The following is a 16936-nucleotide window of genomic DNA, read 5'->3' as shown; positions in this document are numbered from 1 at the left end:
CTACCGGCCATGGTTCAAAATCTTCGCATGCATCTATTTCTAGGCGGTTGCCCACAGGCTTTGCTTGTAAATCACGAAGTAGCTCGTCAAAGCTTCGCCCTGCGCCACAAAATGTATCGCCGTAGCACCTGTCACCCATTGCAATTACACCAAACGGTTTACCGGTAAGCATTGGGAAAGTGCTATTCATTGCAAAGTACAATCCGGCCAAATTACCCGGTACATCACCTTGGCCTGTTGTGGAGGTAACAATTAAAATATGCGATGCATTTTTTATATCTTCAAGCGATGCTTCTGTAATTACTGTAGCAGTATGACCCGCTTGCTCTATTGTGGCTGNCCGCCATTAACGCTGCCTACAAAAATACTAATATGTGCCATTAATAATCCTTTTCTTGCTCTGGCCAACCTAGCTGCTTACATATTTCAAGCATGTCTTCACCTAGTGGCGCTTTAATTGTTATTGATTCATTACTATAAGGGTGCACAAAACTAAGCTCTGTTGCAAATAACATTAAGCGTCTTAGCTCAAAATGATCCCTAAAAAATTGATTATGCTGGTTATCACCGTGATTTACATCACCAATGATAGGCAGTGATAAGTGCTTTAAGTGTCTGCGAATTTGATGCTTGCGCCCGGTTTTTGGAAAACACTCAACTAACGAGTAACGTACTGTTGGATACTTACCTATAGGGATAGGCAATGCAGCTTGGTGCAAGCAATTAAACTGGGTTTGCGCTTCTTGCGGTGCTTTATCTTGATCTGCAAACTTATCGGCTATTTTATCAAGTTCTTCTTTAAGCGGTTTATCTAAAAATACTGACTCTGGCGCAAAACCGCGTACTAAAGCCAAATAGCGCTTAGCAATAGTACCTTCAATAAATAGCTGGTTCATATCGCGAGCTGCTTCAGAGCTCAATGCAAACAGCAATACGCCCGACGTAGGTCTATCTAGCCTATGTACTGGAAATACATGTTGACCTAGCTGGTCGCGCAACATTTGCATAGCAAACTGGGTTTCGTGTTTATCTAAAAACGAGCGATGCACTAATAAACCTGAAGGCTTATTTATTGCCACATAGTTTTCATCTTGATACAAAATAGTCAGCTCGCCATATTCAATAGGCGCTAGACGCTCACTCATTCGGTTCTCCTAAAAAGGTATCAAGGGCTGTTAGTAATTCAATAATTTCATCGCTTCCGGCTTTATTCACAAGTGTCATTTGCGCCATAGGGGCAATAGCAAAGTTACGCGGCAGTGGTTGCCTATGTGTTATTAATTGCTGTATTTTTTCAATAAATACAAATTGTAACCACTGCTCAAATGCCATTGTATCGTGACAAAAAGGGGTCTTTGAAAGCAGTGCCTCAGCGTCTATTGGCTCACTTTGCCAAAGCGCGTGTTTTTGTAAAAGTGCCGTTAGCTGCACTAAATAAGTTTGGGTTTGCTGGTACATAACCACCCTCTTTTATATATGTAATGCAATTATACCCTGTTCCCTCACAAGCGGCTATGACGTATAATTAATGTAATTTTGCAGTAAAAACAGTTGAGAAAACAATGAGTGATCAAATAGCTACATTAGGTCAGCTTTTAGATGGTGCGGGTACTCAGTGGCGTGCTTTTGATATTGGCAGGCACATTACTAAGCTTGATAAAAAACAATTTTTAGCTATTGAACAAGCTCAAGTGCCTTACCCTTATCCACTTGCTGGTCATGCATGGCTCGCTATTCAATTTTGGGATACTAAAGCCAGTAAAGAACCGTATGTATGGTTTTTAAAATTTCCACTTGATGAGCAAAGTATGCTGGTAAGTGCTAGTCGAGATCACTTTGCTGATATGGTTATTCAAGCGCTAGGCACTAAAATTACAGGCGAACAAGCCGATGGAAAGCTTGATAATAACCCTTATGTTTTTACACCAAACGCAAATAAATTAGCGGCATTTAACGCTCAAGTAAAAGTACTATTAAAACAGCCTGCATCGCAGTATTACGAGCATGCACAACTGTACTTTAGCGGTAAAATTGGTTTTGATAATTGGCAAAGTGTTGCACTACAGGGTATTGCCGATTTTGCACTACGCTTAGACAGCGATACAAACTTAAGTAATCTGCAAAAAGCATGGGCGCATTTACCTATTGAAGTACTACAACCACTCAGTGCCATGCTTGAACACGTTGAAATACCAACATCAATGAGTGAGTTACTTGTTGATTACACGCAGGGTGCTATTAGTAACAACGACACAGTGGCTATAACCGCAGCACTAAGATCAGCTTCAAAAGGTCAAGCTCAAGGGTTATGCGCTCAATTAGTCGATACTGTACTAAGCTCACCAGTGAGGCACGACTCTGACGTGTTACTAACAATAGCTGGGCGGTGTTTTAAGCAATTAGAAAACCCTGAACGCTTACATGTATTTATGGATAATTGCGCGCATCATCAAAAAATTGAAGAATTGTTTCCAAGTATTTTTGCTGACTTAGTTGCAATACCGACTATTCGCCCGCATTTATTAGGCTTATTACGTAAAGAAAATCGTAGCGAAACCCTCGCGCGTGCAATTGGAAGGTTATTCTCTTAAATGGCAAGTTTATGGACGTTCATACTTATTGGTAGTGTAATTTACTTATTTTGGCTTAACCGAAAGGTTGCTGAAGCGGCGAACGTTCATGCTAAACGTCAAAGTGAGCAACTGCAGGTGCAGTTGATGAGTGTTGCATGCACAAAACGCCGCTTTGGTTTTTTAAAGAACGGCAAGCCAGGCATTAAAAGTGAATTTATATTTGAGTTTTCAAGCGACGGTGAAAATGCTTATCAAGGTGTGTTAATTATGGAGAATGAGTTTTTGAAAAGTGTGGTTGTTCCACCGCATAAAATATAAACTTAATATACTTTAAGAGTGTGTGTCTTAAATTAATAAATTTAATTCAACACAAAAAACTAAGGCGTAACTAAAGTTACGCCCCAATTGGACTGCATCCTGCTAGATATCCATTATCTTAAATCCGTATTATCATCCCCTGAACGAGTAAACAACCTTGTTTACCCTCACATTGCATCCTGCAATATCCATAGCCACCTTGGCATACCCACGAAATCTATCGTTTGGCTACATATCGTAGCATCATCCTTGGTAATCCTTTTAAGTAGCTCCTGCCACTTTTTGCATCCTGCAATGTCCACTTGCCATCTTGGCCGTCCTGCGTAAACTAACGCTCCTGCTACTTCCTGTAGCGTCATCCGTGATTATCCTAAAGTAACTCCTAGCTACTAAGTGCTTCATGCACTTCCTTATTCTTCCTTGTATCCGTTTTAGGTTGTCCTTTATGCTTCCTGCTAGCGTCTGCTATGTTGCCTATTCCGTATCCTTGGCAGTTACTCAATCATTGAGCTATGTCGTCTTGACAAAGAGAAGTTTAAAGCAATCAGGGGGGAGAAATAGGACTTAACATTAAATAAATAAACGTCACAAAAATGAAAAATAAAAATAGACTTTAAATAACAATAGCTTGAATGAAAAAAGGCTACTTATTAATAGCCTTTAACTGAGAATGCTCACGACACTGTAAGATATATCTCACGGTCTTATGTCCGTTTGGGCGCATTGGCTTACATTATAATTTTAAATAGTTGGCTCAATTATTGATTTAAACAGTAACTCGCCCTCTACTTGGTTAAAAGTAAGGTGTTTAAATGCTTCAAATTTTTCGGTTTTAAAAAATTCAGTGTGTTCTTTGCGCGTTACAAATACAGCCATCCCCATTGACTCAGTGTTACATTTAACTAAATCATCAAGCCCTCGTAGTAAGTAACGACCAAACCCTTGCCCATGAAAATGCGGATCTACGGCAATAAAAGCTAAAAAGTAGTAATTGCCTTTCTCTTTAAGGGCATCTCTAATTTTTTGTTCTTTATCTATTAATTGATTTGTTTGTAAGTAGCCCGCACTCAGCATTAATTTTAAACGCCAGTGCCAATAACGCTGCGCTTGTAATTGGCTATTAGATTCAAATACACACGCTACTGCTTTTAATTTATCGTTGCGGTATAAACCAATTAATGGCTGCTTTTCTTGCCAAAAACTACTGAGCTCTTCGCGAATTAATGAGCGTAATTTTTTTTCGTAAACTGATTTATTTCCGTCATTGTAGCTAAGCATGTTTAGTAATACAGGATCGTCATGGTAAGCCTGATAAATTAAGCTCGCTGCAGTGCTAATATCTTCTGCGGCTAAATACTGTACGCTGAACGTATCAGCTGGCGTGGTTACACTCATTGTATTTCCTTTATTATTTTAGCTATAGACTATTTAACTTTATACCTAACTATATACCTAAAATTATTAACCGTAAATTCAGCGAGAGTTTAACTAGCTAGGAGTAGAGTTAGTCCTTAGATTAAGTTTTCATTTAGTTAATACCAATTGCATTAAATGAGTGTTCTATTATAGCGCTAGGAAAATAGCACAATAACAAGGCGAAAATTATGACATATAGTTGTTCTATATGAATAATTTTTAACGCAGTAAGTGAGCTATTTAATACGCTAGAATGGTCATGTTTTTAATAAAACTGGTATAAGGAGCAATATCATGGATACGACTAAACACGACATCAATACACTATTTGCACAACTTGGATTACCTAATTCTGATGAACAAATAGATGCATTTATTGCCTCACATGAATTAGAAGACACAACGCTACTCCAAGAAGCTTCTTTTTGGGATGAAGCACAACAGCACTTTTTAGCTGAATCGCTTGCACAAGACGGTGATTGGTGTGAAGTAATTGACGAGTTAGATGTACGCATTCGTCAAAGTAAGTAACTTTATTTAATGTACCCTCCCTTATTTATTGCTAACATAGCATCTGCGCAGCATTTATATGCTGCGTATTTATTTTATTAAAGAGTTATATATCTAATGAATTCAGTTGTATTTGATGCAATTAAAGCCCTTCTTGATGAAGGCAAAGCCCCTACTGTAGCACTAACTAAAAGCCGTTTGGCGCAACCGGTTCCTATGCCGATGATTATTGCAGCAGTAAGCCAATATAAAAACAATCCTGATTCAATTAATAACTTCATGAGAAACCCACAGCAGTCAGATAATACTGAGCTTAAAACAAGTCAATTAGATAGAATTGAGCAAAAACTCGATAAACTTCTTGCACTGCTAGAACAAAAATAATTTGAGACTATAAATGTTCGTTGTTGATTTAACTTTTGATTGCTACCAAGACACCACCTTAGAACAAGCCGAACAGGCAATAAATCGCTTAGTCAATGCACTGCGTTTTAATGGTCAAATAATGGGTGAAGAATTTCCAACCGTTTTAAAAGATGGATTTTTTATTACCCGTGTAATGTGCCCTACTGAAGATGCAATGCACCCGCTAAATAACAGCCCGTTTGTTAAGCACAGTATCGAAAAATTACATAGTGCTGGGCTACTTGCGCCAAAAGTAAAAGTGATTGGACAAGATATTCACTCCAACGGCGCTGATTGCTGCAAAGAACCATCAAGTTATATTTTATATACAACCTATGTGCATACGTGCAGCCCGCTTTATTGTGGTGATGACTTTTTGCCTGTGCCGCTATTTCGTATTCCGGCAATTGCTAATGGTGACTATAAAACGCTTATAAAATGGCAAGAAGATTGGCAAGCCTGCGATCAAATCCAAATTAATGGCGCAACCCGTTGTGAGTTTCCGGCGCTTGAAGAAATATCGAGTATTCAAAGCGACTTATACAGACGCGGAAAAGACATAACAAAGCGAATTAGTTTTTTAACTAAAAAGCCAACCTATTATTATTTATACCGTGTAGGCGGCGTAGATAAAGCGTCTGAACTTGAACGAAAGTGCCCTAGTTGTAATGGCGACTGGAAATTACCTGAATCGTGGTTTGGGTTATTCGACTTTAGGTGTGAGCCGTGTGGCTTGGTGTCTAATATATCGTGGGATTTTCAGTAACTACTTTAATAAGCGCTTAAAATCAGCTTAGTGATAACGCTAAGCTGATTTATTAAACACGTTTTAAACCTCTAACGCCTTTAAAAAAGCATTAATGTTAGGTGCAAGTACATGGTGTGTTTTTTTGCCTACGTGCTCTAAGCATACCTCGCCAGTGTGCACCAATACACTCACTAGCAAATCATCTTGATCTGTTAAACCAATAAACACTGTTTCTGGCTGCTTGAGCTTGCGTTTCATTAACACGTGGCCCGTGATATTTTGCTGTAGCAAATTAAAGTCTTCTTCATTCCATGCTTGTAGTAATTCAACCTGATGCCCATCAATACTTGCTAAAATACTTCCACCGTACATATGTCCGTATAGCTCGCTAAGCTCTTTTGGAAACTCAAGTTCTAGTGCACTGGCTAAATCATTAAGCGAACCTGCAGGTTGCTGACGCGCCCCCTGCCATTGAATATTTCCTTGCTCGTCAACCTCACCAACTTCACATGGGCTTGGCCATTGCTCGTCGTGCGCAATAAGTGGGTAATTTGCGGTATTTTTCAGGGTATTTTCGCTAAATGTTTGATGAAGTTGTTCTATAAGCAATGCAACAGACATACTGTGAAACTCATTTAAATTAGATATAATGTCCCTATTGTAACTATTTAAGAGCAAACATGACAGATTACAGCAATTCTCCAGACCTTAAAGGTAGCGTATTAGGCCAATCTACTGAGTATGTAGATGTGTACACGCCAAGCTTGCTTTTCCCTATTGCGCGCAAACTAAATCGTGATGCTTTAAATATTGACGAAGCAGAGCTTCCATTTAAAGGCCAAGACATTTGGACAGGTTACGAGCTTTCATGGCTAAACAATAAAGGTAAACCGCAAGTTGCCGTAGCCTTATTTACCTTTGAATGCCAAAGCAGCCATATTATTGAGTCAAAGTCGTTTAAACTTTATTTAAATAGCTTTAACCAAACCCGATTTGAAAGCATTGATGTAGTAAAACAGCACTTAATTGATGATTTATCAAACGCGGTTAACAGCCCTGTCAAAGTGACTTTATATAATCCTGATGATTACAATTGCTTACCATGTACGGCGCTGCCAGGTGAATGTATTGATGACTTAGATATTGAGATTAGTAATTACGATATTGATGCTAATTCACTTAAAGCAAAAAGCGATGAAGTAGTGACTGAAACGCTCTATAGCCATTTACTTAAATCGAACTGTTTAATTACCTCCCAGCCTGACTGGGCAAGTGTAATTATACGATACACAGGCGAGCAAATATGTCGCGAGTCGTTACTGCGTTACTTAATTTCGTTCAGAACACATAACGAATTTCATGAGCAGTGTGTTGAGCGTATTTATAGCGATTTAACAACACAACTTAATATTAAAGAGTTAGAGGTTTACGCGCGTTATACTCGTCGCGGCGGGCTTGATATAAACCCGTATCGCTCTACACATTATAACGATACGCCATTTGCAGTTAAAATTAATCGTCAGTAGGTTGTTTTAAACTGGAATATGAGTATTAAAGAAGGAGCCTAGGCTCCTTTTCTATTTGTATATTTAATTAATACCAATTCGCTTAATTAAGTGAGCTATTTTGAGGCTGGGAAAACGTGTTGATAGCTAGGCAAAAAACTCGCTATTTAGTTGTTCTCGGCAATTGCTCCTGCATTGCTCTACCTTCTGCATCCATACAGTCGTAAATGAGAATTTTTTAACGCAGGTAACGACACGTTTAGCCCCGCAAAATGATTAAGTATTATTGCGGATTGGTATAACTTCACGCTTAGTGGGTATGGGCATACCACACACGTCAACGTAGTTATGTGCTTTAACAAACCATGGTTCAACACGGTTTTTACGAGCATTTATTAAGTTTTTAAACACCGATGAGTTTGTTTTCATCACTTTAAATATACTTTTATCGCTTTGTATATCGCCAAGGACTTGTATATTAGTAATTGGATTAAATGCTTTCCCTTCAGTTGGTGTGCGCGCTAAACGGTTAAAATGCTCTATACCTTCTAGCACTCGACCAAACACCGTAATATTTTTATCAAGGTAGCGCGGGCCTTGCCCTATTGTTACAAAAAACTCCGTGCTCGCACTATTTATATCGTTGTCGCGCGCCATTGCAAACACGCCACTACAATGCACTTGCCATGTTTGCGTATGTGCTGAGTTTTGAGCTACTGCAAAGCCGTTAAAAAAACCGGTAACTGGTGCATACCCGTCGCCATTTAGCTCAGTAATTATAAGTGGTTTGTTTGTTGTTAAGTAAAACTCAGCAGGGACTGTTTTAACCGCAGTTTTAATTAACTTTTTACCCAAGCTGTCGCCACCTTGCGCAACAAAACCCTCAACAAACCGATAAACGCTGGTATTTTTATAAAACCCTTCTCGCGCTAACTTTTTAATATTTTGAACGTGCTTTGGGGCAAGCTGTTCATTAAGTTCAATATACGCATCGCCCGTTGGCAGCGTTACCTTTAAAATATTTTGGGCGTTCACTACTCGCCAGTCATTATCTGTTGCACTAGCAATTACCTCACTCGCGCTCATTAAAGGTAGCTCTTGATTAGCAACACCATTACCTAGTTGTTGAGCACAACCGCTCAATAAAACACTAAGCAGAGCTGGCAATATAATTTTTTTCATCGCTTATATCCTTATAATTATTATAGCTTTGGTTATTCCCAATCAAACTTATATAGCACATCAACATTTTGATATAGGCCGCTTGTTATCTCTATGTATAACTGTGAAAGTAACTGATAACGAACAGCCACTTCACTGAGCGAATCAAATACACCCACGCTATATTTAACTTGCAAACTGGGTGCTACGTATCCTGATATTTCTACCTTGGTACTATCACCACTACCTGATGAGCTTAAACTTACATCTGACAACCCAAAGGTTTCACCTACCTTAGAAACAACCCCTTCGCTGCGGCTAACCCCTTGAGAAAGTAATAACTGTGTGAGCATAGCATCGCTTGACGAACTTTCTCCATCGCCTAAAGGTTGGCCATTAAGTAAATATGCAAGTGCTTGAGCTTGATCCATCGCAGGCTCAGAAAATATTTTAAGCGTTGGTTGTTCAACATTACCCGTAAGCGTAACCCCTGCAATGACTCCATTTGCAGTGGTATCTGGGTTACGTATTGCTTTAATATTTAAAAATGGTTGTTCAATTGAACCGCTAAAACCTACTTGCCCGGTGCTGATTATTAAATCTTGCCCAAAAGCTAAGTAAGTACCTTCAATTAAGTTAAGCTCACCTGTGGCTATAATTGGCGCACCTTGACTCATTTTTATCGCTAAATCACCCGCAACTTTTGATTCCAAGCCAAACGATTCTACTTTTACATCGTTTTTAACAATCACTTTTAAATCTATGTCGTAATCAAACGGAACTGTTTCGGTGGCCTCGGTTTTTTGATCAACAATAATTTCATCATCGCTAACTTGCACTGCGCCCTCTGGGAGCTCTTCAATCATTATACGACCGTAAGGCACAACTACCTCACCAGCAAGCTTGAGTGCATTATTAGCCAAGCCTATTTTTAAATCCGGCGATACTTTAAAAGTAACCCCTTGCTGCGCACGTACATAAAACTGCTCGCCAACTACCGCCACATTTACAGCAGGTTGCGCACCTTGCCAATCAACGTCACCGGTGAGATTTATTTTACCGCCCTGATTGTCGTTTAAGTTGCCTTTTATTGTGGCTGTTGTTTTATCAAACAATACGTTTAAATTTGATTTTTGCAGCGCTATAGGCAATTGCTCGCCCTCTAAACTAATATCGCTCACATTAAGCTCGCCATTTAATAATGGATCTTTTAACGTACCTGCTAATGCGATTTTTCCGCTAATATCACCTTTTAACTGCTCGAGGGTTTCAAGAAATGGTTGTAAGTCTGAAAGGAGTATTTTATCAATATTAATAGTGCCGTTAAGCGCTTGCGTATTTTGTATGTCGTCAATATCAATTTGTGTGATTATTTTACCAAGCACACTTGATTCTAAATTAGCTTCAAGCTTGCCAACTTGAGAGTCTGAAAATGCACTAACAGTTAGAGTTTCGATTGGTAATTTAAAACGATCTTCTTCCGAGGTAAGCACCGCTTCTAAGTCGCTAGAATCGATATTTGCGCGTAATGTTTTAAGCGCACCGCTTTGCCAATTAAGTGCAACATCGCCCGCTATATTACCGCGAGTACGAATGCTATTAGGTAAAAAGTGCTTAAGCTCCTCAAGAGCTAAATTACTTAATTTTGCATTTAACTGACCAAGTTCTTTTGTTTGAGCTAGCGTGTCTATACATAATTCACTTTGCTCAGATGCCCAACAATGCGCGCTTACATTAAAGTCGCTGGTTTGAGTATTAACCATAATGGCAATATTTTTAGTGTTACTAAAGCTTAGCTTTTTATCACTAAGTGTTATATTGCTAAGCTCGCCATTCCAAGTGGTATTATTAATTTTGCCATTAACTTCCAGCTCTACACTGCCTTGCTCGGCATCTACTGATGCCGTAAGTTGGTGATCAGTTTTATCGCCGCTGGCATCAATTTTAACGCTATTAATTTTTTGGTCGGCCACAAGCGCCGAACCAACACTTACCGATATATCCGTTTGCCAATCGGCAGCGGTATCTAACTGCCCTTTTACTGATAATTTATTAATGTTTATTTCATCAAAAATAAAGCGATCTAGTATTAACGCTAAATCAACAGAGGGCGTTAATCGCTCACCTCTCACTTTTAAATTTGCGTTGCCATCAGCAGTAAATGGAATATTAGCTTTTTCATCACTTTTTAGCGTTACTTTGCCATCAACCTGCCAAGTATCATCAACTTGTCCGCTTAGTACTAACTTGTTGGTGCCGCTACTTAAATAAAAGCTATCAATGTTCGCTTTTAACGTATTATCGAGCTTAAAGTTTGAAGCAAATTCTAGTGGTACATCGTTAAGTAATCCGCTTAACTTTGTATTATCCATTTGTAGCTGCCACGCATCAGCTGCGGCATTATACGAGCCTTTAAACTGCCCTGAAATATCACTAGTGACAGCGTCAGTTAAGTACTGCGCTTTTAAGTTAGCAAGCGTGCCGTTAAAGCTAGCCTGTATTCCTTTTTGCCAATCAACATTGGCTTTTATAGTTGCACTGCTTTCGTTCGCTTTTATGCTTAGCGCTTGTAATGTTGCTTTGGTGAGACTGCCTTTTAATTGGGTCTTTAAGTCAACAGCTGGGTAAGCGCCTAGTTGGCTATTCGCCTGCAGGCTAAGCTGATAGTCGTCAGCATTACCTTGTGCGTTAAGGTTAACATTTCGTACTTTAAGCTCATTACTTTGTGCATCAATAAGCCACTGCTTAATTTTGCCATTTAACTCAAACGGGTAGTTTTTTTGCTTTAAATTTGCTGTTGCCGTTAAATTAAGTGGATATTGCCCCTGTGTTTCTAAATTTAAGTTTAGGTTTGATAAGTCGCCACCTAGCTCCAAGTTAGCTTGGTGTTCATCGCTTTGTAAAACAACACTCCCTTTTAAAGGTAAGCTTCCTGCAAGCTCAGCGTTAAGATGTGTATTGAGCTGCCACTGTTCATACTTTGCTGAGAATGACTCTAAATTAACAGCCGCATCTTCTACATTTAACCGCAGCGCTATATTTTCAATAACATGCTGGGCTTCGCCTTGTTCTATCGTAACTTCAGCTATTTCAAAGTCCTCAACGACTAAATCAAGTGGCGAAGTAAATTCTATATTAGGCAAAGCAGGTAGATGCGTTAAAGGCGCTTGAGCATTTTGCGCAGTTTGTGTTTTCGCGTCTTGTTCTTGCTCTTTTAAAGCAACCAGTATGGTAGGGATATTCAGGCTTTTAACCGTGAGCTTAGAGCCCTCTGCTTTTGCTGAGAGTTTAAAGTTATCCACACTTACGTTTGCGCTTGGATGCTCTAGAGTAAATTTGTTTATCGCAATATTTTTTACAGCAATATTAAAAGGTAAGCTGATTTTTTCAAGCGCCTCTGTCGGGGCTTCTTCTTGTGATTCTGCAGTTTTTGGTAACGTTAAATCTATAGATTTAGCACTTAAGTTATCTATACAAATCCCATCGCATTGCCACCAAAACAAATCAACTTTCAATTGTTGAGCATTAAAATCCAAGCCATTGCTAGTAAAGCGCACATTAAAGGCATCATTATAAATAAAACGGCCATCTTTAATTTCAATATGTAGGCCATCTACGGCTTTGTTTGCACTATAGGCAATAAATTGATTACCGGGTGCGGTAAATAACAAACAAAATAGTGCAACAACTAACGTGACAAAAATAGCACTTACGGCGGCTGTTATCTTTTTTAATACTGACATTAAATTTCTGGCCCTATGGTAATACTTAAACGTGTGCTTTTACTTTCTTTTGTTAATCCCCAAGCGTGATCTATACGCACAGGGCCAACGGGTGTTAAATAACGAAAACCAAAACCAGCGCCTACTTCAAAGTCATCAGAAAAATCATTCGTCGCAGTACCACCGTCAACAAATAAAGCCGCGCGCCAGTTTTGAGCAAACTGATAGTTGTACTCTATTGTACTGGTTAATAAGTATTTACCACCGATGAGGTCGCCATCATCATTTTCTGGCGATATTGATTGGTACGCAAAACCACGAACACTTTGATCGCCACCTGCGTAAAAACGCAGTGAGTAAGGTACGTTTTCAATATCATCAACTAGCATTGCACCTACATTTGCTTTTAAAAACACTAAATGCTTATCTACATAAGTACGTAACCATGCATGTTGCATTTGCACCCTAATCAAATTAGTACTCGAAAGTACATCATCTAAACCAAACTCAGCAGATATAAGCCACTGCTCGCCCCAATAAGGAGTCGTGCCGCCTTTTGATTTTTTGCGCGCGTAGCTAATGCCGGGCATTAACATTTCGGTGCTTTCTTCAGGCTCATCACCAATGCGATAAGTTTCTTGGTCGCGGCGTAAAAATGCAGTACGCACCCACTTATTTTCGGTCAACCATTGTCGCTGAACTTGCCCCGTGAGTATTTCACTGTAAGTGTCGTTTGTTAGTTCATCTTCTAACTTGTAGCCAACAGAGAAACGCCATAAATCATCATTAGGATCATCAACTGGAATTGTATAGGCCATGGAAATATCTTGCTGTTTTTGTGCCACATTTAGATTAGTTTCGAGGTAATGGCCGTCTTCTGTGATCCACGGTTTACTCCATTTAAAACGCACTTTGGGTCCTAAGTCAGTGCTATAGCCGCCACCAACTTCATAGCTATTAGCGGGCTTAGGGAGTACATCTACTTTAATAGGAACTTGGCTATTTTTACGTGCTGCAATGTCAGCATAAACACGCACGCTTGCGAAATAAGGGGTGCTTGATAGATCTAAATTATAATCAGCAATATGTGTTGATTTATAAGGTTGGCCCTGAGTAAAAGGCGCAAGCGAGCGTATGTATTTTTCAGCAGGCGTATTACTGGCAATTTTTATATCGCCAAACTGATATCTAACCCCAGTATCAATTACAAAAGTAATAACAGCACTATTTTTCTTAAGTGACACTTCTAATTTGCGCGCTGGCCACTTTGCATCAAAATAGCCAAGCTCCAATAGCATAGATTCTATTTTTTTATGAGCAGAGTCATATCTACCATGATTTAAAACATCACCTTGTTTTAAGTTGGTATTTTTAATTAATGCCTGTAATTGAGTATCATTTTGGCCATCGCCGTTTAGCGTAATATTAATTGCTTCTATGCGAGTTGCAGGACCTCGCTCAACTTTAACAATTAGCTCGCTGTCGTCTTTATCATAAATAACCTCGATGGTCGGGCTATAATAACCAAGTGCTTTAATGCTATTTTGTACTTGCTTTTGGGCATAACGACGAAGTGTACGGGTTGGTTTTTCACCAATTAATTGCTTGAGATAAAGGGCTACGTTATTTTCTAAATCACCACTTAACCCTTTAATTTCGTAATCTTCTATGACTTTTTCTGCCGCATAGCTATTTGTCGCAATTAAAGCGCTCACAACACATATGCAACGTAAAAACTTAATAAACAAGTAAATATCCTTACTTTTAATATCTTACATAAAACTGGCTGATTACACGCATATTAGCATAGCCATAATGAGCAACACATTAACTTAATGACAATCTAACGCGTAAATTTAACTTTGAATAAGCATCAGCATAATTAAAATTAGTACGCGTTAAGACAATATTTTAGTTACAATAGTGCCTACGAATAAAAAATTAATTTTAAATGAGTTTTTAATGCAATTCCCTGATGATGATAACGGCCAACTTTTAGCCGAAATAGCCGCTGCTGGCATTGATTTAAATAAAATGCACCAAGTCGATTTTTTTATTTTATTTGAACAAGAAGCCGATGCTGAAAAATTTGCTAAAGTAATAGTCTCTGATGCATTAGTTCAAAAGGCTGAGCTTGAAAAATGTAAAGACACTGGCGTTTGGGAAGTAATCACTCAAGTACAAATGGTGCCAGAGCACACCCTTTTAGGCCAAGCTGAGCAATACATTGAAAGCATTGCTAATAGCTTTAATGGATATGGTGACGGCTGGGGATTAATGGACGGTGAAGAAGCTTAATTGCCTTTTAGTCCAATGTACTCTATCAGTTAAGCTTAACGGCTTAACTGATTTGCCTTCCTAAAATTGCCTTTATAGTCAAATAGCTTATCAGCCACTTTCCAACCATACTTTTTGCTTTTTCGTGCAATAACAAAATCTGGTGGTACTAATTCAAATTGTGCGCTTACTACTTGCGCTGCAGTTTTAAAATTAATAGGTGTTTGTCCAAGTCCTACTCGTAGACCAAATTGCTTATTAAATATAAATTGCCCGCCTTTATTTGCGAGATTATATACCTCATCGCAACTTGCGCCACCTTCATCAAAATACGTTACTTTAATAAGTTCATCTTTAATTTGAGTAACCGACAACCCACTACATCGAAGCACAAGTGCGTCTTTTAAGTTTAATGCATTACGTAACTTATCATCAGGGTCGGCCATTACCGCGCCGCAATCATGGCATTGACGTGCCGCAATGTCATTTTGGGCGCCGCACTGCTCACATTCTTTAAACCTAAAACGATAATCGCACTGCTCTTTTGTACCTTCATCATCTTCTAACAGGCCTTGGCAACGCCTGCCAAAGTGCTCTATTACTTTGCCAGTGGAGTCTATTTTACCCCAAAATATATTCGCAAACCCACAACCTGGGCAAAGTACCTGCACAGGTTCATTATCACTATCGCCTTTTTTATCACCTACTTCTGGGTGAAATAAATTAAAACCATTGCCAGCATAATCTATTACTAAGCAATCCGTTTTTGATTCGGATAACCTTAAACCTCGCCCCACAATTTGTTGATATAAACTAACTGATTCTGTAGGTCTTAAAATAGCTATAAAGTCGACATGTGGCGCATCAAAGCCGGTTGTTAGTACCGATATATTAACTAGATATTTTAATTGCTTAGCTTTAAATTGCTTAATGATTTTATCGCGCTCAGTGTTTGGCGTATCACCTGTGATTAGTGCACTTTGATGAGCTGGCAAGTAGCTTAATATTTCCTGGGCATGCATTACCGTGGCGGCAAAAACCATAACCCCTTCGCGCTCTTCACTGTATTGAATTACTTGCTGTAATATAGCCTGCGTTGCGCGCTCACTGTTTTTTAAAAGCGCATTCATATCATCAGTCGTGTATTGCCCAAATGCATTACTATCTAAGGACGAAAAATCATAATGGCTAATCGCTGCATCAACTTCGTTTGGCGGCGTTAAATAATTATGTTTGATCATATACCTGAGCGGCAATTCAAAAATACAACTTTTAAACGGGCTTTCTTTAGTCCCTTTAACAAAGCCATGATAATGATGATGGTATATCCACCCCGTTCCTAGCCGATAAGGTGTTGCTGTTAAACCCAATACTTTTAACTGAGGGTTATATTCTTTTAAACTGTTTATTACTTTACCGTACTGACTTTTTTTATCCCCATTCACCCTGTGGCATTCATCAATAATAAGTAACGAATAATGCTCATTTAATTTATTTAAATTACGAGAAAGTGATTGCACACTAGCAAACGTTACTTGATGGTTTAATGACTTTTCTTTTAAACCTGCTGAAAATATACTCGCCTCTAAACCAAAGCTTTTATATTTTTGCGAATTTTGCTCTACCAACTCTTTTACATGAGCAAGCACTAATATTTTTTGCTTAGCTATACGCGCAAGTTCAGCAATAACCAAACTCTTACCTGCGCCGGTTGGTAGTACAATAACGGCAGGATCATTACTCTTTCTAAAGTGTAAAACGGTGCGCTCTACGGCTTCTTGTTGGTAAGGTCTTAGTTTATAGCTCATGGGAAAACAAATAGATTTTAATAAGGGGATTTTAGCAAATTACTGCTATGACATTTAGACTTTAATTATATTTTATTGAGAGGTAAACATCGAGTAGGGTGAGGCTTATGCCTCATCCCTCTCACAGAACCGTACGTACGGACCTCGTATACGGCTCCTGTACCCTTCACATTTTATCAACTTATTTCCTAAACGCTGATAAAGCAAGCCATCCCGTATTCACTTTTTCTATTGGATATAAACCAAGCTCCTCAAACCATTGGTTTGGCATCGATACACAAGATAAAGGGCTTAGTGAGTTACGCCACGAGTTCATCTTTATGAACTTAAACGGTGGCTTTTTCCCTAACTGCTTTAGTCGTCGATGTAGCCTTGATGGCTTCTTCCACAACCTCAGCTGTATTGCCCTTAGTCTTCGTCTGATCCAACCTGCCAAGGCTTTTAGCTCTCGCTTACAATTGGCTATACTAAAATAATTTACAAAACCGCGCAC

At 38.9% G+C, this 16936-nt stretch carries 16 protein-coding genes and 1 pseudogene; 7 read left to right on the top strand and 10 right to left on the bottom strand.

Features of this window, described 5'->3' with window-relative positions; all coding sequences use genetic code 11:
- From L655_RS01000000124985 to L655_RS0103575, 3 genes and pseudogenes are all read right to left on the bottom strand, one after another.
- A pseudogene (locus tag L655_RS01000000124985) lies at window positions 1-381 on the bottom strand (flavodoxin domain-containing protein); the annotation flags it as partial.
- Window positions 381-1145, bottom strand: a complete 765-nt coding sequence (gene truC, locus L655_RS0103580; RefSeq protein WP_024604126.1) for a tRNA pseudouridine(65) synthase TruC — start codon at window positions 1143-1145, stop codon at window positions 381-383. The gene truC and the pseudogene L655_RS01000000124985, both read right to left, overlap by 1 nt.
- Window positions 1138-1458, bottom strand: a complete 321-nt coding sequence (locus tag L655_RS0103575) for a YqcC family protein (protein WP_024604125.1) — start codon at window positions 1456-1458, stop codon at window positions 1138-1140. Before L655_RS0103575 ends, truC begins: the two co-directional genes overlap by 8 nt.
- Window positions 1459-1562: 104 nt before the next feature.
- Between L655_RS0103575 and L655_RS0103570 the strand changes: the two genes are divergently transcribed.
- Together L655_RS0103570 and L655_RS0103565 are read left to right on the top strand one after the other, a co-directional pair.
- On the top strand, window positions 1563-2591 hold the full coding sequence (locus L655_RS0103570) for a DUF3549 family protein (protein WP_024604124.1): 1029 nt from the start codon (window positions 1563-1565) through the stop codon (window positions 2589-2591).
- The gene (locus L655_RS0103565) at window positions 2592-2891 is read left to right on the top strand and encodes a DUF3301 domain-containing protein (RefSeq protein WP_002963032.1); all 300 of its coding nucleotides are present in this window, start codon (window positions 2592-2594) and stop codon (window positions 2889-2891) included.
- A gap of 741 nt (window positions 2892-3632) precedes the next feature.
- On the opposite strand, the gene L655_RS0103555 is transcribed toward L655_RS0103565, so the two are convergent.
- On the bottom strand, window positions 3633-4286 hold the full coding sequence (locus tag L655_RS0103555) for a GNAT family N-acetyltransferase (RefSeq protein WP_024604122.1): 654 nt from the start codon (window positions 4284-4286) through the stop codon (window positions 3633-3635).
- A gap of 315 nt (window positions 4287-4601) precedes the next feature.
- On the opposite strand from L655_RS0103555, the gene L655_RS0103550 reads away from it, so the two are divergent.
- The 3 genes from L655_RS0103550 to L655_RS0103540 all read left to right on the top strand — a co-directional run bounded on the left by L655_RS0103550 (window position 4602) and on the right by L655_RS0103540 (window position 5988).
- Complete coding sequence (locus L655_RS0103550) at window positions 4602-4838, top strand: DUF2789 domain-containing protein (RefSeq protein WP_024599764.1); 237 nt, start codon at window positions 4602-4604, stop codon at window positions 4836-4838.
- A 96-nt stretch (window positions 4839-4934) separates the two neighbouring features.
- Complete coding sequence (locus tag L655_RS0103545; protein WP_024604121.1) at window positions 4935-5201, top strand: hypothetical protein; 267 nt, start codon at window positions 4935-4937, stop codon at window positions 5199-5201.
- A 13-nt stretch (window positions 5202-5214) separates the two neighbouring features.
- Complete coding sequence (locus tag L655_RS0103540; protein ID WP_002958242.1) at window positions 5215-5988, top strand: Zn-ribbon-containing protein; 774 nt, start codon at window positions 5215-5217, stop codon at window positions 5986-5988.
- 63 nt (window positions 5989-6051) lie between these two features.
- Here L655_RS0103540 and syd read toward each other — a convergent pair whose 3' ends face one another.
- On the bottom strand, window positions 6052-6591 hold the full coding sequence (syd, locus tag L655_RS0103535; RefSeq protein WP_024604120.1) for a SecY-interacting protein: 540 nt from the start codon (window positions 6589-6591) through the stop codon (window positions 6052-6054).
- A 59-nt stretch (window positions 6592-6650) separates the two neighbouring features.
- On the opposite strand from syd, the gene queF reads away from it, so the two are divergent.
- Window positions 6651-7496, top strand: coding sequence for an NADPH-dependent 7-cyano-7-deazaguanine reductase QueF (gene queF, locus L655_RS0103530; protein ID WP_024604119.1), 846 nt, complete (start codon window positions 6651-6653; stop codon window positions 7494-7496).
- Between the two features lie 255 nt (window positions 7497-7751).
- On the opposite strand, the gene L655_RS0103525 is transcribed toward queF, so the two are convergent.
- The 3 genes from L655_RS0103525 to L655_RS0103515 are packed head-to-tail and all read right to left on the bottom strand — an operon-like array spanning window position 7752 to window position 14106.
- Window positions 7752-8657, bottom strand: coding sequence for a peptidylprolyl isomerase (locus L655_RS0103525; RefSeq protein ID WP_024604118.1), 906 nt, complete (start codon window positions 8655-8657; stop codon window positions 7752-7754).
- A 32-nt stretch (window positions 8658-8689) separates the two neighbouring features.
- Complete coding sequence (locus L655_RS0103520) at window positions 8690-12379, bottom strand: translocation/assembly module TamB domain-containing protein (protein WP_024604117.1); 3690 nt, start codon at window positions 12377-12379, stop codon at window positions 8690-8692.
- Complete coding sequence (locus tag L655_RS0103515) at window positions 12379-14106, bottom strand: autotransporter assembly complex family protein (protein ID WP_024604116.1); 1728 nt, start codon at window positions 14104-14106, stop codon at window positions 12379-12381. The genes L655_RS0103520 and L655_RS0103515 overlap by 1 nt, the downstream gene beginning before the upstream one ends.
- Window positions 14107-14320: 214 nt before the next feature.
- Between L655_RS0103515 and L655_RS0103510 the strand changes: the two genes are divergently transcribed.
- Window positions 14321-14656, top strand: coding sequence for a ribonuclease E inhibitor RraB (locus L655_RS0103510; RefSeq protein WP_024604115.1), 336 nt, complete (start codon window positions 14321-14323; stop codon window positions 14654-14656).
- Window positions 14657-14691: 35 nt separating this feature from the next.
- Here the strand turns inward: L655_RS0103510 and L655_RS0103505 are convergent, their stop codons facing one another.
- Window positions 14692-16443, bottom strand: coding sequence for a DEAD/DEAH box helicase (locus tag L655_RS0103505; protein WP_024604114.1), 1752 nt, complete (start codon window positions 16441-16443; stop codon window positions 14692-14694).
- Window positions 16444-16624: 181 nt separating this feature from the next.
- A partial coding sequence (locus tag L655_RS0103500) for a group II intron maturase-specific domain-containing protein (protein ID WP_024605253.1) occupies window positions 16625-16936 on the bottom strand: 312 nt, incomplete at its 5' end.

The sequence above is a fragment of the Pseudoalteromonas sp. TAE79 genome (assembly GCF_000498015.1).
GTDB lineage: Bacteria > Pseudomonadota > Gammaproteobacteria > Enterobacterales > Alteromonadaceae > Pseudoalteromonas.
This window is presented reverse-complemented; position numbering and strand designations above follow the sequence as displayed.

What these genes read in the sequence shown, in the direction of transcription:
- truC (WP_024604126.1), bottom strand. Translation starts at nt 1,145, where the DNA reads ATGAGTGAGCGTCTAGCGCCTATTGAATATGGCGAGCTGACTATTTTG.
- L655_RS0103575 (WP_024604125.1), bottom strand. Translation starts at nt 1,458, where the DNA reads ATGTACCAGCAAACCCAAACTTATTTAGTGCAGCTAACGGCACTTTTA.
- L655_RS0103570 (WP_024604124.1), top strand. Translation starts at nt 1,563, where the DNA reads ATGAGTGATCAAATAGCTACATTAGGTCAGCTTTTAGATGGTGCGGGT.
- L655_RS0103565 (WP_002963032.1), top strand. Translation starts at nt 2,592, where the DNA reads ATGGCAAGTTTATGGACGTTCATACTTATTGGTAGTGTAATTTACTTA.
- L655_RS0103555 (WP_024604122.1), bottom strand. Translation starts at nt 4,286, where the DNA reads ATGAGTGTAACCACGCCAGCTGATACGTTCAGCGTACAGTATTTAGCC.
- L655_RS0103550 (WP_024599764.1), top strand. Translation starts at nt 4,602, where the DNA reads ATGGATACGACTAAACACGACATCAATACACTATTTGCACAACTTGGA.
- L655_RS0103545 (WP_024604121.1), top strand. Translation starts at nt 4,935, where the DNA reads ATGAATTCAGTTGTATTTGATGCAATTAAAGCCCTTCTTGATGAAGGC.
- L655_RS0103540 (WP_002958242.1), top strand. Translation starts at nt 5,215, where the DNA reads ATGTTCGTTGTTGATTTAACTTTTGATTGCTACCAAGACACCACCTTA.
- syd (WP_024604120.1), bottom strand. Translation starts at nt 6,591, where the DNA reads ATGTCTGTTGCATTGCTTATAGAACAACTTCATCAAACATTTAGCGAA.
- queF (WP_024604119.1), top strand. Translation starts at nt 6,651, where the DNA reads ATGACAGATTACAGCAATTCTCCAGACCTTAAAGGTAGCGTATTAGGC.
- L655_RS0103525 (WP_024604118.1), bottom strand. Translation starts at nt 8,657, where the DNA reads ATGAAAAAAATTATATTGCCAGCTCTGCTTAGTGTTTTATTGAGCGGT.
- L655_RS0103520 (WP_024604117.1), bottom strand. Translation starts at nt 12,379, where the DNA reads ATGTCAGTATTAAAAAAGATAACAGCCGCCGTAAGTGCTATTTTTGTC.
- L655_RS0103510 (WP_024604115.1), top strand. Translation starts at nt 14,321, where the DNA reads ATGCAATTCCCTGATGATGATAACGGCCAACTTTTAGCCGAAATAGCC.
- L655_RS0103505 (WP_024604114.1), bottom strand. Translation starts at nt 16,443, where the DNA reads ATGAGCTATAAACTAAGACCTTACCAACAAGAAGCCGTAGAGCGCACC.